The 25,261-nt window shown below is 70.3% G+C and carries 25 protein-coding genes and 1 pseudogene; 20 read left to right on the plus strand and 6 right to left on the minus strand.

Annotated elements, in window-relative coordinates; all coding sequences use genetic code 11:
* The first annotated feature begins 13 nt into the window (after window positions 1-13).
* The 15 genes from prmC (at window position 14) to AC3CH1_RS19115 (ending at window position 13,731) form a co-directional block, all read left to right on the plus strand.
* Window positions 14-859, plus strand: a complete 846-nt coding sequence (gene prmC / locus AC3CH1_RS19045; RefSeq protein ID WP_073878327.1) for a peptide chain release factor N(5)-glutamine methyltransferase — start codon at window positions 14-16, stop codon at window positions 857-859.
* Window positions 860-911: 52 nt separating this feature from the next.
* A complete protein-coding gene (locus AC3CH1_RS19050) occupies window positions 912-1,559 on the plus strand; it encodes an L-threonylcarbamoyladenylate synthase (protein WP_007447713.1) in 648 nt (215 codons plus the stop codon).
* Entirely contained in the window at window positions 1,556-2,197 is a 642-nt protein-coding gene (locus AC3CH1_RS19055; RefSeq protein WP_007447717.1) for an arsenate reductase/protein-tyrosine-phosphatase family protein, read from the plus strand. The genes AC3CH1_RS19050 and AC3CH1_RS19055 overlap by 4 nt, the downstream gene beginning before the upstream one ends.
* A 151-nt stretch (window positions 2,198-2,348) precedes the next feature.
* A complete protein-coding gene (locus AC3CH1_RS19060; RefSeq protein WP_488464033.1) occupies window positions 2,349-3,626 on the plus strand; it encodes a serine hydroxymethyltransferase in 1,278 nt (425 codons plus the stop codon).
* A 126-nt stretch (window positions 3,627-3,752) separates the two neighbouring features.
* Window positions 3,753-5,144: an MraY family glycosyltransferase gene (locus tag AC3CH1_RS19065; RefSeq protein ID WP_488464034.1), complete on the plus strand. Its 1,392-nt coding sequence runs from the start codon at window positions 3,753-3,755 to the stop codon at window positions 5,142-5,144.
* A gap of 267 nt (window positions 5,145-5,411) precedes the next feature.
* Window positions 5,412-5,852, plus strand: a complete 441-nt coding sequence (locus AC3CH1_RS19070) for a Cg1360 family ATP-synthase-associated protein (protein ID WP_397843851.1) — start codon at window positions 5,412-5,414, stop codon at window positions 5,850-5,852.
* A gap of 200 nt (window positions 5,853-6,052) precedes the next feature.
* Entirely contained in the window at window positions 6,053-6,880 is an 828-nt protein-coding gene (gene atpB / locus AC3CH1_RS19075) for a F0F1 ATP synthase subunit A (protein ID WP_097963969.1), read from the plus strand.
* Window positions 6,881-6,974: 94 nt separating this feature from the next.
* Window positions 6,975-7,211 (plus strand): ATP synthase F0 subunit C, encoded by a 237-nt coding sequence (gene atpE, locus AC3CH1_RS19080; protein ID WP_003966254.1) that lies wholly within the window; start codon window positions 6,975-6,977, stop codon window positions 7,209-7,211.
* A gap of 37 nt (window positions 7,212-7,248) precedes the next feature.
* Window positions 7,249-7,785 (plus strand): F0F1 ATP synthase subunit B, encoded by a 537-nt coding sequence (locus AC3CH1_RS19085; RefSeq protein WP_003966253.1) that lies wholly within the window; start codon window positions 7,249-7,251, stop codon window positions 7,783-7,785.
* Window positions 7,782-8,597: a F0F1 ATP synthase subunit delta gene (locus AC3CH1_RS19090; RefSeq protein WP_488464035.1), complete on the plus strand. Its 816-nt coding sequence runs from the start codon at window positions 7,782-7,784 to the stop codon at window positions 8,595-8,597. The genes AC3CH1_RS19085 and AC3CH1_RS19090 overlap by 4 nt, the downstream gene beginning before the upstream one ends.
* Window positions 8,598-8,732: 135 nt before the next feature.
* Window positions 8,733-10,304: a F0F1 ATP synthase subunit alpha gene (gene atpA, locus AC3CH1_RS19095; RefSeq protein WP_488464036.1), complete on the plus strand. Its 1,572-nt coding sequence runs from the start codon at window positions 8,733-8,735 to the stop codon at window positions 10,302-10,304.
* A 3-nt stretch (window positions 10,305-10,307) separates the two neighbouring features.
* Window positions 10,308-11,225 (plus strand): F0F1 ATP synthase subunit gamma, encoded by a 918-nt coding sequence (locus AC3CH1_RS19100; protein WP_488464037.1) that lies wholly within the window; start codon window positions 10,308-10,310, stop codon window positions 11,223-11,225.
* The gene (atpD, locus tag AC3CH1_RS19105) at window positions 11,225-12,667 is read left to right on the plus strand and encodes a F0F1 ATP synthase subunit beta (protein WP_488464038.1); all 1,443 of its coding nucleotides are present in this window, start codon (window positions 11,225-11,227) and stop codon (window positions 12,665-12,667) included. The genes AC3CH1_RS19100 and atpD overlap by 1 nt, the downstream gene beginning before the upstream one ends.
* A 109-nt stretch (window positions 12,668-12,776) precedes the next feature.
* Entirely contained in the window at window positions 12,777-13,151 is a 375-nt protein-coding gene (locus tag AC3CH1_RS19110) for a F0F1 ATP synthase subunit epsilon (RefSeq protein WP_364953936.1), read from the plus strand.
* Window positions 13,152-13,284: 133 nt separating this feature from the next.
* Window positions 13,285-13,731 carry a DUF2550 domain-containing protein gene (locus AC3CH1_RS19115; RefSeq protein WP_026290719.1) on the plus strand — a complete coding sequence of 149 codons (447 nt, stop codon included), beginning with the start codon at window positions 13,285-13,287 and terminating at the stop codon, window positions 13,729-13,731.
* 248 nt (window positions 13,732-13,979) lie between these two features.
* Here the strand turns inward: AC3CH1_RS19115 and AC3CH1_RS19120 are convergent, their stop codons facing one another.
* From AC3CH1_RS19120 to AC3CH1_RS19130, 3 genes are all read right to left on the minus strand, one after another.
* Window positions 13,980-15,851 (minus strand): glycosyl hydrolase family 18 protein, encoded by a 1,872-nt coding sequence (locus AC3CH1_RS19120; protein WP_488464039.1) that lies wholly within the window; start codon window positions 15,849-15,851, stop codon window positions 13,980-13,982.
* Window positions 15,852-16,004: 153 nt separating this feature from the next.
* Window positions 16,005-16,667: a response regulator gene (locus AC3CH1_RS19125; RefSeq protein ID WP_488464040.1), complete on the minus strand. Its 663-nt coding sequence runs from the start codon at window positions 16,665-16,667 to the stop codon at window positions 16,005-16,007.
* The gene (locus AC3CH1_RS19130) at window positions 16,664-17,893 is read right to left on the minus strand and encodes a sensor histidine kinase (protein ID WP_488464442.1); all 1,230 of its coding nucleotides are present in this window, start codon (window positions 17,891-17,893) and stop codon (window positions 16,664-16,666) included. The genes AC3CH1_RS19125 and AC3CH1_RS19130 overlap by 4 nt, the downstream gene beginning before the upstream one ends.
* Before the next feature lie 150 nt (window positions 17,894-18,043).
* On the opposite strand from AC3CH1_RS19130, the gene AC3CH1_RS19135 reads away from it, so the two are divergent.
* Window positions 18,044-18,616, plus strand: a complete 573-nt coding sequence (locus AC3CH1_RS19135; protein ID WP_488464041.1) for a hypothetical protein — start codon at window positions 18,044-18,046, stop codon at window positions 18,614-18,616.
* Between the two features lie 2 nt (window positions 18,617-18,618).
* Here AC3CH1_RS19135 and AC3CH1_RS19140 read toward each other — a convergent pair whose 3' ends face one another.
* Window positions 18,619-19,191: a cob(I)yrinic acid a,c-diamide adenosyltransferase gene (locus tag AC3CH1_RS19140; protein ID WP_488464042.1), complete on the minus strand. Its 573-nt coding sequence runs from the start codon at window positions 19,189-19,191 to the stop codon at window positions 18,619-18,621.
* A gap of 13 nt (window positions 19,192-19,204) precedes the next feature.
* Window positions 19,205-19,354: pseudogene (locus AC3CH1_RS19145) on the minus strand (ABC transporter permease); the annotation flags it as partial.
* Window positions 19,355-19,536: 182 nt separating this feature from the next.
* Here AC3CH1_RS19145 and AC3CH1_RS19150 point away from each other — a divergent pair.
* The 3 genes from AC3CH1_RS19150 (at window position 19,537) to AC3CH1_RS19160 (ending at window position 23,795) form a co-directional block, all read left to right on the plus strand.
* On the plus strand, window positions 19,537-20,385 hold the full coding sequence (locus AC3CH1_RS19150; protein ID WP_488464043.1) for a 3-hydroxyacyl-CoA dehydrogenase family protein: 849 nt from the start codon (window positions 19,537-19,539) through the stop codon (window positions 20,383-20,385).
* Between the two features lie 292 nt (window positions 20,386-20,677).
* Window positions 20,678-21,001, plus strand: coding sequence for an STAS domain-containing protein (locus AC3CH1_RS19155; RefSeq protein ID WP_003966237.1), 324 nt, complete (start codon window positions 20,678-20,680; stop codon window positions 20,999-21,001).
* Window positions 21,002-21,296: 295 nt separating this feature from the next.
* Window positions 21,297-23,795 (plus strand): tetratricopeptide repeat protein, encoded by a 2,499-nt coding sequence (locus tag AC3CH1_RS19160; protein WP_488464044.1) that lies wholly within the window; start codon window positions 21,297-21,299, stop codon window positions 23,793-23,795.
* An 81-nt stretch (window positions 23,796-23,876) separates the two neighbouring features.
* On the opposite strand, the gene nucS is transcribed toward AC3CH1_RS19160, so the two are convergent.
* Window positions 23,877-24,548, minus strand: coding sequence for an endonuclease NucS (gene nucS, locus AC3CH1_RS19165; RefSeq protein ID WP_488464045.1), 672 nt, complete (start codon window positions 24,546-24,548; stop codon window positions 23,877-23,879).
* Between the two features lie 275 nt (window positions 24,549-24,823).
* Between nucS and AC3CH1_RS19170 the strand changes: the two genes are divergently transcribed.
* Window positions 24,824-25,216 carry an SCO5389 family protein gene (locus AC3CH1_RS19170; protein WP_488464046.1) on the plus strand — a complete coding sequence of 131 codons (393 nt, stop codon included), beginning with the start codon at window positions 24,824-24,826 and terminating at the stop codon, window positions 25,214-25,216.
* Window positions 25,217-25,261: the final 45 nt, after the last annotated feature.

The following is a 25,261-nucleotide window of genomic DNA, read 5'->3' on the forward strand; positions in this document are numbered from 1 at the left end:
ACGGAGATCCGCGATGAACCTGCTGCTCGCCGAGGTGGCCCAGGCCACCCAGCGGCTGGCCGACGCCGGTGTCCCCTCACCGCGATTCGACGCCGAGGAACTCGCGGCCTTCGTCCACGGGGTGAAGCGGGGCGCGCTGCACACGGTGCCGGACACCGACTTCGACGCCCGGTACTGGGAGACGATCGCCCGCCGCGAGGCCCGCGAACCGCTCCAGCACATCACCGGCCGCGCCTTCTTCCGCTACCTGGAACTCCAGGTCGGACCCGGTGTCTTCGTGCCCCGCCCGGAGACCGAGTCCGTCGTCGGCTGGGCCATAGACGCGGTGCGCGCGATGGACGTCGTCGAGCCCGTCGTCGTCGACCTCTGCACCGGATCGGGCGCCATCGCACTCGCCATGGCCCAGGAGGTCCCCCGCTCCCGGGTGCACGCCGTGGAGCTGTCCGAGGACGCCCTCAGGTGGACGCGGAAGAACGCCGAGGGGTCCAGGGTCACCGTGCACAAGGGAGACGCCCTGAGCGCCCTTCCCGAGCTCGACGGCCAGGTCGACCTGGTCATCTCCAACCCGCCGTACATCCCGCTCACCGAGTGGGAGTACGTCGCCCCCGAGGCCCGCGACCACGACCCGGAGATGGCCCTGTTCTCCGGCGAGGACGGTCTCGACACCATCCGCGGCATCGAACGCACCGCCCACCGTCTGCTGCGCCCCGGCGGCCTCGTCGTCATCGAGCACGCCGATACCCAGGGCGGCCAGGTGCCGTGGATCTTTACCGAGGAGCGGGGCTGGGCGGATGCCGCCGACCACCCCGACCTGAACAAGCGCCCCCGGTTCGCCACCGCCCGCAAGGCCATGCCGTGACCGGCCCCCGGCACCACCACCCGTACCCGTACCCGCTCCAGGAGGCCGGCTGATGGCTCGGCGATACGACTGCAACGACGCCACCGACCGGACCACGGGCCTGCGCGAGGCCGCATCGGCCGTCCGCCGGGGCGAACTGGTCGTGCTGCCCACCGACACCGTGTACGGGATCGGTGCGGACGCCTTCACCTCGGAGGCCGTCGCGGACCTGCTGGACGCCAAGGGCAGGGGCCGCAACATGCCCACCCCCGTCCTCATCGGCTCGCCGAACACGCTGCACGGCCTGGTCACCGACTTCTCCGAGGAGGCCTGGGAGCTCGTCGACGCCTTCTGGCCCGGCGCCCTCACCCTCGTCGCCAAGCACCAGCCCTCCCTCCAGTGGGACCTCGGCGACACCCGCGGCACCGTCGCCATCCGGATGCCCCTGCACCCGGTCGCCATCGAGCTGCTCACCGAGGTCGGCCCGATGGCCGTCTCCAGCGCCAACCTCACCGGACACCCCTCGCCCGAGGACTGCGACGCCGCCCAGGGGATGCTCGGGGACTCCGTCTCCGTCTACCTCGACGGCGGCCCGACGCCCGGCATCGTGCCGTCCTCGATCGTCGACGTCACCGGCGCCACCCCGGTCCTGCTGCGCGCCGGCGCCCTCTCCGCGGAGGAGCTGCGCAAGGTGGTCCCCGACCTCGAGGTGGCCAATTGACCGCCCCCGAGGGGCGTGGCATAGCGGGGCGGACCGACACCTTCCGCATCCTCCACGTCAGCACCGGCAACGTCTGCCGCTCACCGATCACCGAGCGGCTGACCCGCCATGCCCTGGTGGACCGCCTCGGCGACCCGCTCAGCGGCGGCCTCGTCGTGGAGAGCGCCGGCACCTGGGGCCACGAGGGCGCGCCCATGGAGGCCAACGCCGAGGTCGTCCTCGCCGACTTCGGCGCGGACGCCACCGGCTTCGTCGGCCGTGAACTGCTCGACGAGCACGTGATCCGCGCCGACCTGGTCCTCACCGCCACCCGCGACCACCGCGCCCAGGTCATCTCGATGGGCCACTCCGCGGGCCTGCGCACCTTCACGCTCAAGGAGTTCACCCGGCTGGTGCGGGCCATAGACCCTGCCACCCTGCCCGACCCGCGCGACGAGGGCGTGGTCGAGCGCGCCCGCGCCCTGGTCCGCGCCGCCGCCGCGCTGCGCGGCTGGCTGCTGGCCCCGACCGCCGAGGCGGACGAGGTCTACGACCCCTACGGCGCCCCGATCACCTTCTTCCGCTCCATCGGCGACGAGATCAACCAGGCGCTCGACCCCGTCGTCACCGCCCTCACCGGCGTACGCGCCCCGCACTGACGGGGGCGCTGCCCGGACCGTGCCGGGGCGGGTGCGCCGACCGGCGTACGGCACGCCGCGACAGCGGGCACGACGCCCGGCCCCGGCCTACATTGGAGCTGACACCGGCATCCCTCGCCGGCGTACCCACCTCCAGGCCCGGAGCCGTCCCATGCCGGTCACCTCTCCCGCCGCACCCGCAGCCGTGTCGCCCGCGCCCGGCGCCCTGCCCCAGGACTTCGGCGCCCTGATCCGCCAGGACCCGGAGCTCGCCGGGGTCCTGCTCGCCGAGAGCGGCCGGCAGGCCACCACCCTCCAGCTGATCGCCGCCGAGAACTTCGCCTCGCCCGCGGTCCTCGCCGCCCTCGGCTCCCCGCTCGCCAACAAATACGCCGAGGGGTACCCCGGCGCCCGCCACCACGGCGGCTGCGAGCACGCGGACGCCGCCGAACGCGTCGCGGTCCGCCGGGCCACCGCCCTCTTCGGCGCCGAACACGCCAACGTCCAGCCGCACTCCGGCTCCTCGGCCGTCCTCGCCGCCTACGCCGCGCTGCTGCGCCCGGGCGACACGGTGCTCGCGATGGGACTCCCGTACGGGGGACACCTCACCCACGGGGCGCCGGGCAACTTCTCCGGCCGCTGGTTCGACTTCGTCGGCTACGGGGTCGATCCGGAGACCGGCCTGATCGACCACACCCGGCTCCGCGCCCTGGCCCGCGCCCGCCGCCCCAAGGCGATCGTCTGCGGCTCGACCACCTACCCCCGCCACCCCGACTACGAGCTGTTCCGGGAGATCGCCGACGAGGTGGGCGCGTACCTGATCGTGGACGCCGCCCACCCGATGGGGCTGATCGCCGGGGGAGCGGCGCCGAGCCCGGTCCCGTACGCCGACGTGGTCTGCGCCACCACGCACAAGGTGCTGCGCGGCCCGCGCGGCGGCATGATCCTGTGCGGCGCGGAGCTGGCCGAGCGGATCGACCGGGCGGTGTTCCCGTTCACCCAGGGCGGCGCGCAGATGCACACGGTGGCGGCGAAGGCCGTCGCGTTCGGGGAGGCGGCGACCCCCGCGTACACCCGCTACGCCCACCAGGTCGTCGCCCACGCCCGGGTGCTCGCGGCCGGCCTGGAAGCGGAGGGCTTCGAGGTCACCACGGGCGGCACGGACACCCACATCGTCGTCGCGGACCCGGCCCCGCTCGGCGTCGACGGCCGCACCGCCCGGGAACGGCTGGCGGCTGCCGGTGTGGTCCTGGACACCTGCGCACTGCCGTACGGGGACGCCCGGGGCATCCGCCTGGGCACGGCCGCCGTCACCACCCAGGGGATGGACGACGGGGACATGGCCCGGATCGCGGCCCTGTTCGGAGCGGCCGTACGGGAGCCGGGCGACGTGAGCCCGATCGCGGCGGAGGTCGGTGAACTCGTCGCGCGCCATCCGCCGTATCCGTAGTAGGGGCGCCCGGAGCGGATCGCTCCGTCGTATCCGGGGCACCCGAAGCCTGTGCAACCATCATCCGTAGCCTGGAGTCCTTGTTCCAGAGACTAGGGTGTGGTTTTTGGATGACCGGCGAGTTCTGTGGGGCAGCCCGTGCGTGATTACCTGCTGACGCTCTGTGTTACGGCAGCGGTGACCTATCTGCTGACCGGACCGGTGCGTAAGTTCGCCATCGCGGTCGGGGCGATGCCCGCGATCCGCGCGCGCGACGTCCACCGCGAGCCGACACCCCGGCTCGGTGGGATCGCCATGTTCGGCGGACTGTGCGCGGGACTGATCGTCGCGGACCACCTCTTCAACCTGCAGGGTGTCTTCGAACTCTCCAACGAGCCGAGGGCGTTGCTCTCCGGAGCCGCCCTGATCTGGCTGATCGGCGTCCTCGACGACAAGTTCGAGATCGACGCCCTGATCAAGCTCGGCGGCCAGATGATCGCGGCCGCCGTCATGGTCATCCAGGGGCTCACGATCCTGTGGCTGCCGATCCCCGGCGTCGGCACGGTGGCCCTCACCCAGTGGCAGGGCACGCTGCTCACGGTGGCGCTGGTCGTCATCACGATCAACGCGGTCAACTTCGTCGACGGCCTGGACGGGCTCGCGGCGGGCATGGTGTGCATCGCGTCGGCGGCGTTCTTCCTGTACGCCTACCGCCTCTGGATGGGATACGGCATCGAGGCCGCGGCCCCCGCGACCCTGTTCGCGGCGATCCTGATGGGGATGTGCCTCGGCTTCATGCCACACAACATGCATCCGGCGCGGATCTTCATGGGCGACTCGGGCTCGATGCTGATCGGACTGGTGCTGGCGGCGGGCGCGATCTCGATCACCGGCCAGGTCGACCCGGACCTCATGAAGATCTTCGAGGGCAGTGAGCGCGAGGCCACCCACGCGCTGCTCCCGGTCTTCATCCCGCTGGTGCTGCCGCTGACGATCATCGCGATCCCGGCCGCCGACCTGGTCCTCGCCATCGTCCGGCGCACCTGGAACGGCCAGTCGCCGTTCGCCGCCGACCGGGGCCACCTGCACCACCGGCTGCTGGAGATCGGCCATTCGCACAGCCGGGCCGTGCTGATCATGTACTTCTGGTCGGCCCTCATCGCCTTCGGCGCCGTCGGTTACTCGGTGCACTCGGCGTCCTCGTGGATCGTGTTCGTCATCATCGCGGCGAGCGCGGTGGGCCTCGTCCTGCTGCTGATGCCGCGCTTCACCCCGCGCGCCCCGCACTGGGCCAACCGCTTCGTGCCGCCGCGCTACCGCCACCGCCGAGCGGAGGAGGATCCGGCCGTCCCGTACGAGGAGAAGCCGGCGCCCGTGGCCTCCGGGGCCCAACAGGGCCTGACAGACGCGTCGATGGACGAGGAGGAGGCCGCCGAACGGGCTCCCGTGGCGGTCGGAGTGTCCGGCGTCAACGGCGCTACCGCGATCGGCACGCGTTCTCGGTTCCCGGATCGCCGCTCGATCGACTCCTCGCGCTGACGATTCGGAACTCGCGGTGCATTACCAGACATTATGCCGTTTTGTCGTGCACACACGCGCGGATTCACTCTCATGTGTGACAGTTGGCACACGTTTGAGGTAAAGACCTCCTCAAATAGTTTGTGATACCGTTCACGAGACCCGGTGACGGAGTCGAAGGACCCTTGCAGGACGGTCCATTGGCCCGAAAATCCGCCTCGCGGACCGGGCCTACGCTCGTCCATGACGACGCCCCATTCCTCCCCTCAGACCAGTGGAGCTGCCGCCATGCAGTCCGACATGCGCGAACTACTGCGCATCGCCACCCCCACCGCCGCGGTGGGAGCCATCGCCACGCTTGTCGGCGGTCTGCTCGCCGGCGGCGAAGGGGCGATCGGTGCCGCGGTGGGCTGCGTGGTCGTGATCGTCTTCATGGCGCTCGGGCTGCTGGCGCTCAACTGGGTCGGCAAGACCATGCCTCACCTGTTCCAGGGCATGGGGCTGATGATTTACTCGGCTCAGCTCGTGCTCCTGCTCATCTTCATCCTGAGCATCAGGAACACCTCGCTCTTCGATCTTCAGGTCTTCGCCCTCTCGCTGGTCGCGGCCGTCATCACGTGGATCACCACGCAGGCCGTACTGCACTCCCGGAGCAAGATCCTTTACGTCGACCCCGACGCGGACACCCGGAACCGTCCGGGCGGCCCTGGGGGAGATCGTGATGAGTAGGGGCGGAATAAAGCCATGTTCGACGTGCTGCTATCGTCCGGTCTCGGTTGCGGTAGTGCGAGCGCGGGCAACAAGGCGGTCGCTTGATTCATCGCGAGGCTTCGGGCCCGGCCGCCGCCTCCTCACCGTAAGAACCAGTCCGGTGCCGACCTGCGGCCACCCGCCGCTCCGACACAACGAGGTAGCCGCATCCATGCGCCATGCAGAAGGAGCTCTTGGTGACTGACGCCCAGACGCTCGCCTTCGAGACGAACTGCCACCTGTTCAAGGACTGCGGGTTCCAAGCTCCCAGTGTGTGGTCGTTCATCTTCGAGCCGCTCTTCACTATTGGGCCTGTCGAGTTCAACAAGCCCATGTTGCTCGCGATCATCGGTACCTTCGCGATCCTGGCCTTCTTCTGGGCCGGCTTCTCGAAGTCGAAGGTCGTCCCGGGCAAGCTGCAGATGGTCGCCGAGGCGCTGTACGACTTCGTCCACCGCGGTATCGCCAAAGAGGTCATCGGCAAGAAGGGCGAGCCCTTCGTCCCGCTGCTGGTCTCCCTGTTCTTCTTCGTCTGGATCCTGAACCTCTGGGCCCTCATCCCGCTCGCCCAGTTCCCGGTCAGCTCCGTCATCGCCTACCCCGTCGGCCTCGCGCTGATCGTCTGGGTGACGTACATGACGGTGACGTTCCGGACGAACGGATTCGTCGGGGGCATTCGCAACCTCTGCGTCCCGAGCGGTCTGCCCAAGCCGATCTACGTGCTGCTGACGCCGCTGGAGTTCGTCTCCAACGTGCTCGTCCGCCCGTTCACGCTGGCGGTACGACTCTTCGCGAACATGTTCGCCGGCCACATCCTGATCCTGATCTTCACGATCGCCACCTGGTACATGCTCGGTACGGTCCTGGGCACGGTCTACGCCGGAGCGTCGTTCATCCTGACGCTGGTCATCACCGTGTTCGAGATCTTCATCCAGGCCCTTCAGGCCTACGTGTTCACCGTGCTGACCGCCACGTACCTCTCCCAGGCGCTCGAAGAAGCCCACTGAGGACCTGCCGGCCCCCGGCTCCCGCCCTCAGATCCCCAGTCGCCCGGTGCGAAGACCATTTCCACCGGACCCACCAAGAGAAGGAACCACAGACATGTCTGCTGCTTTCGAGACCCTCGCGGCCGTGAACGGCAACGTCGGCACCATCGGCTACGGCCTCGCCGCGATCGGCCCCGGCATCGGCATCGGCATCATCTTCGGTAACGGTGTGCAGGCCATCGCCCGCCAGCCCGAGGCTGCCGGCCTCATCCGCCAGAACATGCTGCTCGGCTTCGCCGTCGTCGAGGCCCTGGCCCTGATCGGCTTCGTCGTTCCGTTCATCGTCAAGTGACGTTGTGGCTGTAGCCCCATTCGACGAAAGGTCCACCATGATGTACCTGGCAGCCGAGGAACCGCAGATGCCTCTGCTCCCGGTCTGGCCTGAAGTCGTCATCGGCTTGATCTGCTTCGGCATCGTCTTCTTCGTCTTCTCGAAGAAGCTGCTTCCGGTGATCAACAAGACTCTGGAAGAGCGCCGCGAGGCGATCGAGGGTGGCATCGAGAAGGCCGAATCGGCTCAGATCGAGGCCCAGAGCGTTCTTGAGCAGTACAAGGCTCAGCTCGCCGAAGCCCGCCACGAGGCCGCCCGCCTGCGCCAGGAGGCGCAGGAGCAGGGTGCCGTCATCATCCAGGAGATGAAGGCGGAAGGTCAGCGGCAGCGCGAAGAGATCATCGCCGCCGGCCACACCCAGATCGAGGCCGACCGCAAGGCCGCTGCCTCGGCGCTGCGTCAGGACGTGGGCAAGCTCGCCACCGACCTGGCCGGCAAGCTCGTCGGCGAGTCCCTCCAGGACCACGCCCGGCAGAGCGGCACCGTCGACCGTTTCCTCGACGAGCTCGAGGCGAAGGCCGAGGCCGCCCGATGAACAGCGCGAGCCGCGAAGCACTGGCTGCCGCACGCGAGCGTCTCGACGCGCTGACCGACAACACGTCGGTCGACGCGGCGAAGCTCGCCGAGGAGCTGGCATCGGTCACCGCGCTGCTCCACCGCGAAGTATCCCTGCGCCGGGTCCTCACCGACCCGGCCCAGAGCGGCGAGAGCAAGGCCGAGCTGGCCGCGCGTCTGCTCGGCGGACAGGTGGGCGGCGAGAGTGTCGACCTGGTCTCCGGACTGGTCCGGTCCCGCTGGTCGCAGTCGCGTGACCTGGTGGACTCGGTCGAGGAACTGGCGAACACCGCAGACCTCACCGCGGCCCAGCGCGGCGGCAGCCTCGACGACGTCGAGGACGAGCTGTTCCGGTTCGGCCGGATCGTCGGCTCCGACAAGGAGCTGCGCGCCGCGCTCACCAGCCGTACGGCCACGGCGTCCGCCAAGGGCGAGCTGCTGCGCAGCCTGCTCGGCGGCAAGGCGCAGCCGGTCACCGAGCGGATCATCGTCCGCCTGGTCACCCAGCCCCGTGGACGTAGCCTGGAAGCAGGGCTGGACTCACTGTCCAAGCTCGCCGCGGAGCGCCGGGACCGCATGGTCGCCGTCGTCACCTCGGCGGTGCCGCTCAGCGACCGGCAGAAGCAGCGCCTCGGCGACGCCCTGGCGAAGCTCTACGGCCGGCAGATGCACCTGAACCTGGACGTGGACCCCGCGGTCCTCGGCGGGATCTCGGTGCGCGTCGGCGACGAGATCATCAACGGCACCGTCGCGGAGCGCCTCGAAGAGGCGACCCGCCGCATGGCCGGCTGACACAGCGCAGCGCAGAAGAACAAGCAAGACCAGCGGCCCGGTTGGGCCGTGCAGAAATTGCAGAAGATTCCTGGGGGTCGGCCCCCAGACCCCCTTAAGAAACTTCGGGCCCAACAAGGAGAGCAGGGAACCCAGATGGCGGAGCTCACGATCCGGCCGGAGGAGATCCGGGACGCACTGGATAACTTTGTCCAGTCGTACCAGCCGGACGCGGCCTCGCGCGAGGAGGTCGGTACGGTCAGCGTTGCCGGCGACGGCATCGCGAAGGTGGAGGGTCTTCCCTCCGCCATGGCGAACGAGCTGCTGAAGTTCGAGGACGGCACTCTCGGTCTCGCCCTCAACCTCGAGGAGCGCGAGATCGGTGCGATCGTCCTCGGCGAGTTCAGCGGCATCGAGGAGGGCCAGCCGGTGCAGCGCACCGGTGAGGTGCTCTCCGTAGGCGTCGGCGAGGGTTACCTCGGCCGCGTCGTCGACCCGCTCGGCAACCCGATCGACGGTCTCGGCGAGATCGCGACCGACAGCCGCCGCGCCCTCGAGCTGCAGGCCCCTGGCGTCATGGTCCGCAAGTCGGTGCACGAGCCGATGCAGACCGGCTACAAGGCCGTCGACGCCATGGTGCCGATCGGCCGCGGCCAGCGTCAGCTGATCATCGGCGACCGTCAGACGGGTAAGACCGCTCTGGCCGTCGACACGATCATCAACCAGCGCGACAACTGGCGCTCGGGCGACGTGAACAAGCAGGTCCGCTGCATCTACGTCGCCATCGGTCAGAAGGGCTCCACCATCGCCTCCGTGCGTGGTGCGCTCGAAGAGGCCGGTGCGCTGGAGTACACGACCATCGTCGCCGCCCCGGCGTCCGACCCGGCCGGCTTCAAGTACCTGGCGCCGTACACCGGTTCGGCCATCGGCCAGCACTGGATGTACGACGGCAAGCACGTCCTGATCATCTTCGACGACCTCTCGAAGCAGGCCGACGCCTACCGCGCCGTGTCCCTGCTGCTGCGCCGCCCGCCGGGCCGCGAGGCCTACCCGGGTGACGTCTTCTACCTGCACTCGCGTCTGCTGGAGCGCTGCGCCAAGCTCTCCGACGAGATGGGCGCCGGTTCGATGACGGGCCTCCCGATCGTCGAGACCAAGGCGAACGACGTGTCGGCGTTCATCCCGACCAACGTCATCTCCATCACCGACGGCCAGTGCTTCCTGGAGTCCGACCTGTTCAACGCGGGTCAGCGTCCGGCGCTCAACGTCGGTATCTCGGTCTCCCGAGTCGGTGGCTCCGCCCAGCACAAGGCCATGAAGCAGGTCTCCGGTCGGCTTCGCGTGGACCTCGCCCAGTACCGCGAGCTGGAGGCGTTCGCCGCCTTCGGCTCCGACCTGGACGCGGCCTCGAAGGCCTCGCTGGAGCGCGGAAAGCGCATGGTCGAGCTGCTGAAGCAGCCGCAGTACGCCCCGTTCCCGATGGAGGAGCAGGTCGTCTCGGTCTGGGCCGGCACCACGGGCAAGATGGACGACGTCCCGGTCGAGGACATCCGTCGCTTCGAGGGCGAGCTGCTGGAGTTCCTGCGCCGTGAGCGCAAGGACCTCCTGACCAGCATCGCCGAGGGCGGCAAGATGTCCGACGACACGCTGCAGTCGATCGCCGACGCGATCGCCGCCTTCAAGCAGCAGTTCGAGACCTCGGACGGCAAGCTCCTGGGCGAGGGCTGATCGATGGGCGCTCAGCTTCGCGTTTACAAGCGCCGCATCCAAGCCGTCACCGCGACCAAGAAGATCACCAAGGCGATGGAGATGATCGCCGCCTCGCGCATTGTCAAGGCACAGCGCAAGGTGGCGGCGTCCAAGCCGTACGCGACCGAGCTCACCCGTGCGGTGACCGCGGTGGCGACCGGCTCCAACGCCAAGCACCCGCTCACCACCGAGGTCGAGTCCCCGACCCGGGCCGCGGTCCTGCTCGTCACGAGCGACCGCGGTCTGGCCGGCGGCTACTCCTCCAACGCCATCAAGGCCGCGGAGCGACTGCGTGAGCGCCTTGCCTCCGAGGGCAAGGAGGTCGACACGTACATCGTCGGCCGCAAGGGTGTCGCGTACTACGGCTTCCGCGAGCGCAAGGTCGAGGACTCCTGGACCGGCTTCACCGACAACCCGGCGTACTCCGATGCCAAGAGCATCGCCGCCCCGTTGATCGAGGCCATCCAGAAGGACACGGCCGAGGGCGGCGTCGACGAGCTGCACATCGTCTTCACGGAATTCGTGTCGATGATGACGCAGAACGCGGTCGACGACCGGATGCTGCCGCTTTCGCTCGACGAGGTGGCGCAGGAGAGCACCCGCAAGGGTGAGATCCTTCCGCTGTTCGAATTCGAGCCGTCGGCCGAGGACGTCCTCGACGCCCTTCTGCCGCGCTACGTCGAGAGCCGCATCTACAACGCACTGCTGCAGGCGGCCGCTTCCGAGCACGCTGCCCGCCGCCGCGCGATGAAGTCGGCGACCGACAACGCCGGGGACCTCATCAAGAGCCTGTCCCGGCTTGCCAACGCGGCCCGACAGGCCGAAATCACCCAGGAAATCAGCGAGATCGTCGGCGGTGCCAGTGCTCTGGCCGACGCGACCGCGGGGAGTGACAAGTAATGACGACGACAGTTGAGACGGCCGCTGCCACGGGCCGCGTCGCCCGGGTCATCGGCCCGGTCGTCGACGTGGAGTTCCCCGTCGACGCGATGCCGGAGATCTACAACGCCCTCCACGTCGAGGTCGCGGACCCCGCCGAGGACGGCGCCCGCAAGACGCTGACCCTGGAAGTCGCCCAGCACCTGGGTGACGGTGTGGTCCGTGCGATCTCGATGCAGCCCACCGACGGCCTGGTCCGCCAGGCCGCGGTGACCAACACGGGCTCGGGCATCACCGTCCCCGTCGGTGACATCACCAAGGGCAAGGTGTTCAACACCCTCGGTCAGATCCTGAACGAGCCGGAGGCCGAGGCGCAGATCACCGAGCGCTGGCCGATCCACCGCAAGGCCCCGGCCTTCGACCAGCTCGAGTCGAAGACCGAGATGTTCGAGACCGGCCTGAAGGTCGTCGACCTGCTGACCCCGTACGTCAAGGGCGGCAAGATCGGTCTGTTCGGTGGTGCGGGCGTCGGCAAGACGGTCCTCATCCAGGAAATGATCATGCGTGTGGCGAAGCTGCACGACGGTGTGTCGGTGTTCGCCGGTGTCGGTGAGCGCACCCGTGAGGGCAACGACCTCATCGACGAGATGACCGAGTCGGGCGTTCTGGAGAAGACCGCGCTCGTCTTCGGCCAGATGGACGAGCCGCCGGGGACGCGTCTGCGCGTGGCCCTGTCCGCCCTGACCATGGCGGAGTACTTCCGCGATGTGCAGAAGCAGGACGTGCTGCTCTTCATCGACAACATCTTCCGCTTCACGCAGGCCGGCTCCGAGGTCTCCACGCTGCTCGGCCGCATGCCGTCCGCGGTGGGTTACCAGCCGACCCTGGCCGACGAGATGGGTGTGCTCCAGGAGCGCATCACCTCGACGCGTGGTCACTCGATCACCTCGATGCAGGCGATCTACGTCCCCGCGGACGACCTGACCGACCCTGCCCCGGCCACCACGTTCGCCCACCTCGACGCGACGACGGTTCTCTCCCGTCCGATCTCCGAGAAGGGCATCTACCCGGCCGTGGACCCGCTGGACTCCACGTCCCGCATCCTGGACCCGCGTTACATCTCGCAGGACCACTACGCCGCGGCCAGCCGCGTCAAGGGGATCCTCCAGAAGTACAAGGACCTCCAGGACATCATCGCGATCCTCGGTATCGACGAGCTGGGCGAGGAGGACAAGCTCGTTGTCCACCGTGCCCGTCGCGTCGAGCGCTTCCTGTCGCAGAACACCCACGCCGCCAAGCAGTTCACCGGCCTGGACGGTTCGGACGTTCCGCTCGACGAGTCGATCTCCGCGTTCAACGCGATCTGCGACGGGGACTACGACCACTTCCCCGAGCAGGCGTTCTTCATGTGCGGTGGCCTGGACGACCTCAAGTCCAAGGCCAAGGAGCTCGGCGTCTCCTGAGCCTCCGGCTCACCGAGGGGGGTGGGTGTGTCCCGCCCCCCTCACCACGCCCCGTAGAATTGAACCGACACCCGGCCGGGCGGCCGGGTGGTGACCCGAGGAGCCACCCTTGGCTGCTGAGCTGCATGTCGAGCTGGTCGCCGCCGACCGAAGTGTCTGGTCCGGCGAGGCCACCCTGGTCGTCGCGCGCACCACGTCCGGCGACATCGGCGTCATGCCCGGTCACCAGCCGCTTCTCGGTGTGCTGGAATCGGGCCCGGTGACGATCCGCACGAGTGAGGGCGGCACCGTCATCGCCGCCGTGCACGGCGGATTCATCTCGTTCGCGGACGACAAGCTGTCGCTGCTGGCCGAGATCGCCGAGCTGGCCGACGAGATCGATGTCGAGCGCGCCGAGCGGGCGCTGGAACTCGCGAAGTCGGACGTGGACGCCGCTGCCCAGCGGCGTGCCGACGTACGACTGCGCGCGGTGGCGGTGCGCTAGCACCCCCACTGACAGATGTCTTTACTCAGCCGCGGCCCGAGCTGGAGCGATCCAGCCGTGTCGCGGCTGAGGCGATGCAGGTGCAATACGGTTTCGGTGTTCGTTACTCGACGATGCGAGGAGGTCGGTGGAGATGGTCCTCGCGTTGTGGGTGGGAGCGTCCGTCATCGTCACGGTTCTGTTGGGACTGTTCGTCTTCGGCCTGCGCCGGAGGCTGATCCAGCGGTCCGGAGGGACCTTCGACTGCAGCCTGCGCTGGGACGTGTCGGAGGAACCCGATGCGCTCGGCAAGGGCTGGGTCTACGGGGTCGCCCGCTACAGCGGTGACCGCGTCGACTGGTTCCGGGTCTTCTCCTACGCTCCTCGCCCCCGCCGGGGCCTGGAGCGTTCTGCGATCGAGGTGATCGCGCGCCGGCTTCCGGAGGGCGAGGAGGAGCTCGCGCTCCTGTCCGACTCCGTCGTGCTCGGCTGTCTCCACCACGGGACGCGCCTGGAGCTGGCGATGAGCGAGGACGCCCTGACCGGCTTCCTCGCCTGGCTGGAGGCGGCACCGCCCGGCCAGCGGGTCAATGTGGCCTGATAGGCAGCCCCGCTGGAAGGGGGTCCCCCCCGGACGGAGTCTGGGGGAGGGTCAATGTGGCCTGATAGGCAGCCCCGCTGGAAGGGGGTCCCCCCCGGACGGAGTCTGGGGGAGGGCCGATGTGGCCTGAGAATGTCGCTTAAGCGCGCGTACACAGCGAAAAACCGGGGAGACGGGGGGCGGACCCGTCTCCCCGGTGCTTTTCCGGGGTGGTGCTTGCCGTTATGGCGTGGGGAGCACCGTGGTGCTTACTGGAGGCCGGTCTTGATGGCGTTCACCAGTTCACCGTTGTTGGTGTCGCCGGAGAACTCCCAGAAGAACGCGCCACCGAGGCCCTGGTTCTTCGCCCAGGTCATCTTGGTGCCGATGGTGGCCGGGGTGTCGTAGCTCCACCAGTTGGTGCCGCAGTGCGCGTAGGCCGTGCCGGCGATGGTGCCGGTGGACGGGCAGGTGTTCTTCAGGACCTTGTAGTCCTCGTTGCCCGCCTCGTACGTGCCCGGGGCCGCGCCGGTCGCCGTGCCGCCGGGGGCGGACTGGGTGACGCCGGTCCAGCCGCGGCCGTAGAAGCCGATGCCGAGGAGCAGCTTCTTGGCGGGGACGCCCTTGGCCTTCAGCTTGGCGATGGCCTCGGAGGAGGAGAAGCCGGCCTGCGGGATGCCGGTGTACGGGGTCAGCGGCGAGTGCGGGGCCGTCGGGCCCTTGGCCGCCCAGGCGCCGAAGAAGTCGTACGTCATCACGTTGTACCAGTCGAAGGACTGGGAGGCGCCGCCGTAGTCGGCAGCGTCGATCTTGCCGCCGTTGGAGCCGTCCGCGGTGATGGCGGCGGTGACCAGGTACTTCGGGCCGAACTTCGCCCGCATGGCGTCGGCCATGGTCTTGAGCGAGGCCGGGCCGCTGGTGTCACAGGTCAGACCACAGGCGTTGGGGTACTCCCAGTCGAGGTCGATGCCGTCGAAGACATCGGCCCAGCGGGGGTCCTCGACCAGGTCGTGGCAGGACTGGGCGAAGGCGGCGGGGTTCTGCACGGCCTGGCCGAAGCCGCCGGACCAGGTCCAGCCGCCGAACGACCAGAGGATCTTGATGTGCGGGAACTTGGCCTTCAGCTTGCGCAGCTGGTTGAAGTTGCCGCGCAGCGGCTGGTCCCAGGTGTCGGCGACGCCGTCGACGGACTGGTCGGCGGTGTACGCCTTGTCGTAGTCGGCGTACGCGTCACCGATGGTGCACTTGCCGTTCTGCACGTTGCCGAAGGCGTAGTTGATGTGCGTGATCTTCGCGGCGGAACCGGACGTCACCAGGTTCTTGACGTGGTAGTTGCGCCCGTAGACGCCCCAGTTGGTGAAGTAGCCCAGGTTGACCTTGTCGCCGCCGGGCTGCTCGCCCCCGCCGCCGGTGGTCCGCACGGAGACGGCGCCGGAGGCCGGGCCGGTCTGGTCGGCGGTGTCCCGGGCCTGCACGGCGTAGGAGTAGTCGGTGCCGGCGGTCAGGCCGGTGTTGGTGTACGTCGTGCCGGTGACCGTGGCGATCTTCGCGCCGTCGCGCAGCACGTCGTAGTTCTTGACGCCCTTGTCGTCGGTCGCCGCGCTCCAGCTGAGCTTGACCGAGGTGTCGGTGACGTCGCTGGTGGTCGGGGTGCCGGGCGCCGAGGGGGCGTTGTCGCCGGGGACGCTGCCGCCGTCACAGGAGGCGCCGTTCAGCTTGCAGCCCGTGGGGGAGCCGGAGCCGGTGCCGTTGAAGCCGAAACTGATGCTGGCGCCGGGCGCCACGGACCCGTTCCAGGAGAGGTTCTTGGCGGTGTAGTGGTCAGCGCTCTTGGTGAGGTTGGCGTCCCAGGCGGAGCCCGCCGTCGTGCCCGAGGGGAAGTCCCACTCGATGGTCCAGGAGGAGAGCGCGGTGGTGCCGGTGTTCTTCACCGTCCACTGGCCCTCGAAGCCGCTGCCCCAGTCCGACTTCTTGGTGTACGTGGCGGTGGCCGACGTGGCCGCCGAGGCGGGGGCGGCGAGCCCCACCATCGCGGCCAGCGGCACGACCAGCGCCGTCAGGCCCGCGATGACCTTGGACCGGCCGCTGCGGGCCGGGACCCATCGAAATCTGGATCGGCGTTGGGGGGATTCTGTGCTCAACGGAGCTCCTCGGGTGAGGTCCAACAAACGGGGATGATTCGTGGACTGCAAACCCTGCGCCGCCCTGAGTACGGGTGCTCTCGTACTCACCGCAGTGTGTGACGGTGACAGTAGGAAGGTCTGGACCAATCGTCAAGAGGTCTGGACCAAAGATCAGGGTGTGACTCGAATCCCCAACTCCTGTGCCAGAACCGCCGCCTGAACCCGGCTGCGCAGCTCCAGCTTGCCCAGCACCCTGCTGACGTGGGTCTTCACCGTGGCCTCGGCCATCGAGAGGCGCAGCGCGATCTCCGCGTTCGACAGCCCCTCGCCCAGGCACCCCAGCACCTCGCGCTCGCGCCGGGTGAGCGTGTCCAGCACCGCCGGATCGGACGTCCCCCGGCCGCGTACGGGGGACGCCCCGGCGAACTCCGCGATCAGCCGCCGGGTCACGGCCGGGGCGATCAGCCCCTCGCCGCGCGCCACCGTCCGTACCGCCTCCAGCAGATCGCGGGCGTCGGTGTTCTTCAGCAGAAAGCCACAGGCCCCCGCGCGCAGCGCCCCGAAGACGTACTCGTCCAGATCGAACGTGGTCAGCACCAGGACGTCCGCGAGCTCCTCCTCGACCACCTGCCGCGTCGCCGCCACCCCGTCGAGGCGCGGCATCTGCACATCCATCAGCACCAGGTCCGGGCGGAGTTCACGCGCCAGGCGCACCGCCGCCTCGCCGTCCCCCGCCTCTCCGACGACCTCGATGTCCGGCGCGCTGGAGAGGATCAGCACCAGTCCCGCGCGCACCGCCGACTGGTCCTCCGCGACCAGTACCCGGATCGTCATTCCCGCATCGTCCCTTCCGTCACGGGCAGTTGAGCCCGCACCCGCCAGATCTTGGTTCCGTCGCCGTCGCCGTCGCCGTCGCCGTCGTAGTCGCCCCCCACCTCGGCCCCTGCCTCGAACGTCCCGCCGAGCAGCGTCACCCGCTCCCGCATGCCCACCAGGCCCGCACCCGAACCGGGCGCCGTCGGTCCGGGGCGGCGGCCGAACACACTGGTCACCTCGATCCTCAGCACCCCGTCGCCGTGGGCGAGCCGCACCGCGACCGGCCCCGGCGCCGCGTGTTTGAGGGCGTTGGTCAGGGACTCCTGCACGATCCTGTACGCGGCCAGCTCGACCGGCGTCGGCAGCGGCCCGGCCGCCGCCCCCCGGGTGTCCTCCAGGGTGCAGACCAGCCCGCCGGACGCCCCGTTGACGTTCGTCTGCTCGACGAGCACGTCCAGGGACGCGAGCGTCGGGGCCGCCGCCGGGGCGTCGTCCTCGCCGCCCTCCCGCAGCAGCCCGATCAGCCGGCGCATCTCCGCGAGCCCCTCGACGCTGTTCTCGCGGATCACCTTCAGGGCGCTCCGCGAGGTCTCCGGGTCGTCGATGGACAGGGCCGCGGTGGAGTGGATCGCCACGGCGGAGAGGTGGTTGGCCACCATGTCGTGCAGCTCCCGGGCCATCCGGGCCCGCTCGGCGATCACCGCCTGCGTCCGGTCCATCTCGGCCAGCCGCGCGGTCTGTGCGGCGGCCAGCCGGGCCGCGTCGGCGGCGGCGCGGTGGGTGCGCACACTGACGCCGGTGATGGCGGGGACGAAGGAGACCAGCCCGATGACCAGGCCGATCAACAGGGCCTCGGGCTTACGGAACCAGGCCAGGAAGCCGATCGTGGACGCGACGGTGATCAGGAGCGTGGCCACCGGGAGCCGGCGGGCGGCGGCCGGGGTCCCGTACAGCACGGCCGCGTACACGACGTCCGTGAACATCAGGACGGTGGCGAGGTTGCCCCGGGTGAACTGGTTCGCCACCAGCGCGAGCGTGCCGATCGTCAGCGCCGTGCGCGGTGCGGTGCGGCGCAGCAGCTCGGCCGCGGCCATGGCGGTCAGCGGTACGAGGGTGACCCAGGGTGCGGAGAGGGAGTGGCCGCCCTGGGTGTGGAGGCCCAGCAGCCACAGGAGCAGCCCGCCGAGCAGCCCGGAGACGCCGAGGGTCACGTCGTCGCGGTCGGGGCGGATCCGGGTGAGCACCTCTCCATCCAACACGCACCGCCGCCCCCGGGCCTCCCTTCGTCGGCTGATCCGGGACTACATCGAAGGATGCAGTCCGGTTTCGTCACTGCCGACGACGTGTCCGCGCCCGGCGGCCGGGAGGCTGGAGGGGAACGGGAGGAGAGAGTCGTGATCGCCCTACTGATCGTGGCCTGCGAGGTCGCATTCTGGGTTCTGCTGGCCCTCGGACTCGCCCTGCGGTACGTCGCGAGGAAACCGAAGCTCGGCGCGGCCGTGCTGCTGTGCGAGCCGGTACTGGAGGTCGTGCTGCTGGTGGTGACGGCCATCGACCTGAAGAACGGGGCCGAGCCCGACTGGAAGCACGGGCTGGCCGCCGTCTACATCGGCTTCACGGTGGGTCTGGGCCACTCCACCATCAAGTGGGTGGACGCCCGCGTCGCCCACCGCTGGTTCGGCGGCCCGCCGCCGGTGAAGCCGCCGAAGTACGGCATGGCGCGCGCCGCCCACGAGTGGCGCACCGCCGCCCGCTGGATCCTCGCCGCGGTGGTCGCGCTGGGCCTGCTCCAGGCAGCCGTCTGGTACGTCGGCACCGGCGGGGAGATCAGCTCGCTACGGGGCTGGCAGCAGAGGATGGGCCTGGTGATCGGCATCAACCTGATCATCGCCGGGGGCTACACGCTGTTCCCGAAGCAGGCCCCGAAGGACGCGGTGACGGAGCGGGAGCCGGCCGACGGGCTGTAGGCCTACCGGTCGCCGCCCGGCACCCACAGCACGTCCCCGACCTCCTTGTTCGCGCTCCGCGCCAGGATGAACAGGAGGTCGGAGAGACGGTTGAGGTAGGTGGCGGTCAGGGGGTTCATCGACTCCCCGTGCACCTCCAGCGCCGCCCAGGTGGACCGCTCGGCGCGCCGGACCACGGTGCACGCCTGGTGCAGCAGGGCCGCGCCGGGCGTACCGCCGGGGAGGATGAAGCTGCGCAGCTTCTCCAGCTCCTCCAGGAAGGTGTCGCAGTCCGCCTCCAGCTTGTCGATGTAGGACTGCTCGACCCGCAGGGGCGGATGCTTCGGATCCTCGATCACCGGGGTGCACAGGTCCGCGCCCACGTCGAAGAGGTCGTTCTGGACGCGTACGAGGACCTTCACCAGCTCCTCGGGCAGCTGCCCCAGCGCGATGGCCGCGCCGATCGCCGCGTTGGCCTCGTTGGCGTCCGCGTACGCCGAGATCCGCAGATCGGTCTTGGCGGTGCGGCTCATGTCGCCGAGGGCCGTGGTGCCCTGGTCGCCGGTCCGGGTGTAGATGCGCGTCAGATTGACCATGGGCCCAGCCTAGTTATGCTCCGGCCCGTCGGGAGACCCGTGTGCCCACTGTCACGGCCGCGGCGGCGAGGCCCACGGCGACGAGGGCCCCGTGGAGCATGTGCGTCGTGGCGTACGAGCCGGTGCAGGCGTCCCGCACCGCGTCCACCGGACAGCGGAACGGGTCCTCAACTACGCGCGACGCGGAGCCGAATGACGCGTCCCGGTGTGATGTCCGTCATCTGAGACGTGACGCGCATCTCTTCACCGCCCCAGCGCGCCCGACGGGTACTAACCTCCGCCGGAGAGCATGTGAACCGCCGTGAACAATCGGGCACGGGCGAACAGAGACCAAGGGGTGCGAACGTGGCCAGGAAGCTCGCCGTCATCGGGGCCGGACTCATGGGATCCGGGATCGCGCAGGTCTCCGCCCAGGCGGGCTGGGACGTCGTGCTGCGGGACGTCACCGACGCCGCGCTGACCCGGGGCCGTGACGGCATCGAGGCCTCGTACGACAGGTTCGTCTCCAAGGGCAAGCTGGACGCGGCGGACGCCGAGGCCGCGCTCGCCCGCATCACCACGACCACCGACCTCGACGCCGTCGCCGACGCGGACATCGTCGTGGAAGCCGTCTTCGAGAAGCTGGAAGTCAAGCACGAGATCTTCCGGGCCCTGGACGGGGTCGTCGGCGAGAACACCGTCCTCGCGTCCAACACCTCCGCCATCCCGATCACCAAGATCGCGGCCGTGACGGAGCGTCCGGAACGCGTCGTCGGCGTGCACTTCTTCTCGCCGGTCCCGATGATGCAGCTCTGCGAGCTGGTGCGCGGCTACAAGACCAGCGACGAAACCCTCGCCACCGCCCGGGAGTTCGCCGAGTCGGTCGGCAAGACCTGCATCGTGGTCAACCGCGACGTGGCCGGCTTCGTCACCACCCGGCTGATCTCGGCGCTCGTCGTCGAGGCCGCCAAGCTGTACGAGTCGGGCGTCGCCTCGGCCGAGGACATCGACATCGCCTGCAAGCTGGGCTTCGGCCACGCCATGGGCCCGCTCGCCACCGCGGACCTGACCGGCGTCGACATCCTCCTGCACGCCACCGGCAACATCTACACCGAGTCGCAGGACGAGAAGTTCGCCGCCCCGGAGCTGATGCGCCGGATGGTCGACGCAGGTGACATCGGGCGCAAGAGCGGGCAGGGCTTCTACACGTACTGACCGGACCCGGCTCCTCGGCCCGGCCCGGCCCGCCACCGTCCGGGCCGGGGGAGCCGGGGATCCTACCCGGCGGAGACCGGTCTCCGACGAACCGGAGTCACTCCACCGAGTGAATTCGATATCAGTTCGCTTACAGACGGCAACTTCCCTGTCGTCGCGACAGTCAGTGGTGGCAGAGACAGGGCGCCGCGCGTGGCGGAGGCAGGGCCCACGACAGAGCCGACGGCGGAACGGACGGCCGACGGCAGAGCAGACAGACGGACCTTCTACGGAGCATGACCGGGGAGCGCATATGCACATCAGGGGCGACCACGCCGAGCTGGTCGTCGGGGGCCGCCTCGACGTCCGAAGCGCGGCGGACGCCCGTACGGTCCTGCACTCGGCCGTGGACGACGGAGTCGGCGACCTCGTGCTGGACCTGACCGAGCTGGACTCCTGGGACGCCACGGGACTCGGCGTCATCATGGGAGCCCACCGCCGGGCGGGACGGGCCGGACGCCGCCTCGTGCTGCGCGGCGTGCCGCCACAGATGCAGCGCCTCCTGGTGGCCACCCGGCTGCACCGCATCCTGGCCATCGAGGGCGGCATCGCCGCCGAGTCGCTGCCGCGCGTCTGAGGGCGTGCGCGCGGCCGTTCGGATCCCGGCGGTGCGAGCGGCCGCGCGCGCCCTCGGGGAGTCGGACGACCGGACGGACCACACCTGGCGGAAGAAGTCACGCAATCCTCACCGGAACGTGACGTCCTGGACGGCGTGGCACCCCGGCGGTTCATGAATACTGTGCCAAGGTCTAGGGTTCGGCCGTCCGCCGAATGACAACGAACCCATGGGCGGACACCGGACCGGAAGCGACAGCGGGACGCGTGTGAGGCCGGGAGGGCAACCGCGCACGACGCGTCTGGGGGACTTTGCGATGGACCCGACACACCGGGCATCCGATGAGTACGGGCAGGGCCACGACCGCTCCGGCGGCGATCCCGGCCACCGCCGGCCGTCCCGCGAATCGGGCGGCGCCGACTTCGGCCCGGGGACACCGCAACAGGTCCGCGTCGTCCAGCTGACCGTCGGCGACCTGCTGCTCACGGTCAACCCCGTCGACGGCAGCGAGGTCGAGTCCCGCCCGCCCGGCTCGGGCCCCGACGCCCCGGTCCGCCGCACCCCCGCCGAACGCGCCGACCACGAACGCGCCGGTGCGCCCCCGGTGCCCGCGGGACCGCCCGCCCCGCAGCTGCCGCTCCTGGAGCGCGAGGAGGAGCGCGAACGCCTGGTCCGCCTGCTGGCGCGCGGTCGCAGCGTCCGCCTCACCGGTCAGGCCGGGTCCGGCCGCACCGCGCTGCTGGACGCCGTCGCCGCCGACTGCGCGGACCTGGCCCCCGACGGAGTCGTCCGCCTCAACGGGCGGGGCCGCACCGGCGCCGATCTGCTGCACGCCCTCTTCGACACCGTGTACAAGGCCCCGAACAACCGCCCCGACCGCGACGAACTGCTCGCGCTCGTCCGGTCCATCGGCGCCGTCGTCACCATCGACGACCTGGAGATCGGCGGAGCGGCCCTCGACGAACTGCTCGCCGCCGCCCCCGAGTGCGCCTTCCTGCTCGCCGCCACCCCCGACACCACCACCCCCGGCGTCGACGCCCACCTGGAGGAGGTGCTCCTCGCCGGCCTCGGCCGCGGCGCCTCGCTGGCCCTGCTGGAGAAGGTCGTCGAACGCCCCCTCACGGAGGAGGAGCGGAACTGGGCGGGCGACCTCTGGTTCGAGTCCGAGGGCCTGCCGCTCCGCTTCGTCCAGGCCGGATCGCTCCTCGTACAGGGCGACCGGCTGCGCTCCGGCCCCGAAGCCTTCGACGAGTACGACTACTTCGAGCCACGCGCGGACGACGCGCCGCCGGCCCCCGCGGCGCACGCCGCCGAAGCCCTCGACGTCCCGCTGCCGAGCCTCGGCGAGGGCGCCGCGCCTGCCGTGCTGCTCGCCTCCCGGCTCAGCGAGGCGGCCCGTGCCACCCTGCGCTTCGCCGTCGCCCTCGGTGGCGAGGTGCCCCACCAGGCCCATCTGCCGGCCCTCGTGGGCGACACCCACGCGGACGCCGCGCTCGGCGAGCTCGCCGGCTGCGGCCTGCTCTCCCCGGCCGGTCCCCGCTACCGCCTCGCGGCTGGAGTCCTCGCCCAGCTCGCGGCGGCCGGTTACGAGGACGACGCCGCCGCCCACGCCCGTACCGCCGCCCAGCACTACGCCTGGTGGGCCTCGCACCCCTCGGTCACCCCGGAACGGGCCGTCGCCGAGGCGGACGCGATCGTCGCCTCCCTGGGCCGGCTGGTCCCGGGCGACGAGGCGGGGGCGGCCAGCGCGGCCGTCCTGCTGGCCCGCAGCGCCTCCCCGGCCTTCGCGGCGGGTCTGGGCTGGGGAGCCTGGGAGCGGGCCCTCAGGATCGGCCAGGAGGCCGCCAGGATCGCCGGCGAGGTCGCCGAGGAGGCCTACTTCCACCACGAGTTGGGCGTCCTCGCACTCTGCACCGGCAAGACGGACCGGGCCAGGACCGAGCTGGAGACCTCGATCGGGATGCGCGGCGCCCTCGCCGACAAGTCCGGGGCCGTGGCCGGACGCCGCGCGCTCGCCCTGGTCGCGGACCGCTCCGGCGACTTCGCCCCCCTCGGCCGCACGGCATCGGGCGACGAGGTGCCCACGGTGCGCCAGGACGGTCCGGGCACACCGCCCGGCGGGTTCCCGGGCGCACCGGTGTTCCTGCGGCAGCCGGCCGAGGAGCAGCCCACCGTCGTCTTCCCGCCGCAACCCGGCCCCGCCGCGCGCAAGGGGGCCGGCCGGGCCGTCCTGGGCGGCGCCCGGCGCAACCTGGCCGCCGCGGGCGCGGGCGCCGTGCTGATCGCGGTGCTCGGCACCGTCGTCACGCTCGGCGTCACCGCGGGCGACGGCGACGAGCCGGGCAGCCGCAACGTCATCACCGAGCAGACGACCACCGAGGACCCGACCGACGACGGCCCGCCCCCGGAGAAGTCGGAGGACGGCTCCGTCCCGGCCGGGGAGACCACCGGCGGCGAGACGTCTGCGACCCCGAGCGCCTCGGAGTCGGCCGGCCCGAGCACCTCCGGCTCCCCGTCCCCGAGCTCCTCCACGTCGGACGGTACGCCGCCGGGGACGGCCGACCCGACGGACGACGGGAGCAGCTCCCCGAGCGAGCCGACGCCGACGAGGACCTCGCCCAAGCCCACGGCGAGCGAGAGCGAGAGCGAGAGCCCGGACCCCACGCCGTCCGAGTCGGAGAGCGAGACGCCCACCGAGACGCCCACCGAAGAGCCCCCGGCCCCGCCCCCGGCCCAGGGCTCCTCCTCCGCGGCCGGTCCCGCCGAGTCGGCGAGCGCCCCGGAGTCCGAAGCGGCCCCCGACCCGGCGGTCTGAGCACGCCGGACCGCCGAACGTACGGGGGCCGGGTGGCTCACGCTTCCGCGTGAGCCACCCGGCCCCCGTTGACGCCGTCGCTCAGAACAGCCGCAGCTTGTCGTCCTCGATGCCCCGCATCGCGTTGTAGTCCAGGACCAGGCAGCCGATGCCGCGGTCCGTCGCCAGCACCCGGGCCTGCGGCTTGATCTCCTGTGCGGCGAAGACGCCCCGGACCGGCGCGAGGTGCGGGTCGCGGTTCAGCAGCTCCAGATAGCGCGTCAGCTGCTCCACGCCGTCGATGTCGCCCCGCCGCTTCAACTCCACGGCCACCGTCTGCCCGTTCGCGTCCCGGCAGAGGATGTCCACCGGCCCGATGGCGGTGGGGTATTCGCGGCGGATCAGGGTGTGACCCTCGCCGAGGATCTCCATCCGGTCCGCGAGCAGTTCCTGGAGGTGCGCTTCCACGCCGTCCTTGATGAGCCCCGGGTCGACGCCCAGCTCGTACGACGAGTCGTGGAGGACTTCCTCCATCGTGATGATCAGTTTTTCGCCCGCCTTGTTCACCACGGTCCAGACGCCTTCCTCACCGTCGGCGCCCTCCTTCAGGGTGCACGGCGGGGACATCCAGTTGAGCGGTTTGTACGCCCGGTCGTCGGCGTGGATGGAGACGCTTCCGTCCGCCTTCACCAGGATCAGTCGGGGGGCGGAGGGCAGGTGGGCTGTGAGCCGGCCCGCGTAGTCCACGGAGCAACGGGCGATGACGAGACGCATGGTCGGCAACGCTACTCGACGTCGGGGGCTCGACGCGATTTCCCCACCCGTCGCCCCCTGTCACTGGGTGCACACCGCGACGCGGCGATGCGGGCTTGCCCCTCTTTGCGCCCCTTCGTTATTGGCCGGTTGTGTTCCCAATCTCCTGGTGCGGCCCCGACTGCGCGCTTACCGTGGAAGCAGGAGGTCGCCGTCCGTGCACGCTGCGTCGTCGCCGCCCCCCTTCCCTGCCCGTAAGGCCCCGGCCATCGCCCGGGGTCGCGAGAGGAGAACCCATGTCGCTCGACGTCTCACCGGCGCTGTTGGAACAGGCCGAGCGAGGCGAGGTCGACGAAGCCGACTTCGTCGACTGCGTCCGGACCTCCCTGCCCTTCGCATGGGAGATGATCAGCTCGTTGGTGGCTCAGCTGAAGGTCGACGGCGGACAGTTCGCCGACAACCAGACGCCGCCGCCGGACGAGCAGGCACGTGGTCAGCTGCTGCGCGCGCTCGCGAGTGATGCGATACGCGGCGCGCTCCAGCGGCACTTCGGAGTGCGTCTCGCATTCCAGAACTGCCACCGCGTCGCGGTGTTCCCGCTGGACGCCTCGGTCGACGACCGACTGGCCAAGTTCACCTCGGTGAGGGGCCAGTTGCTCAATCAGTCGCCCGGACTTCGGGACTGCTGAACGCTTTTGCTGCCGTCCCGGGCCGCGGGAGGTGCAACTGGCCCC

The sequence above is a fragment of the Streptomyces sp. MGP-P1 genome (assembly GCF_057766565.1).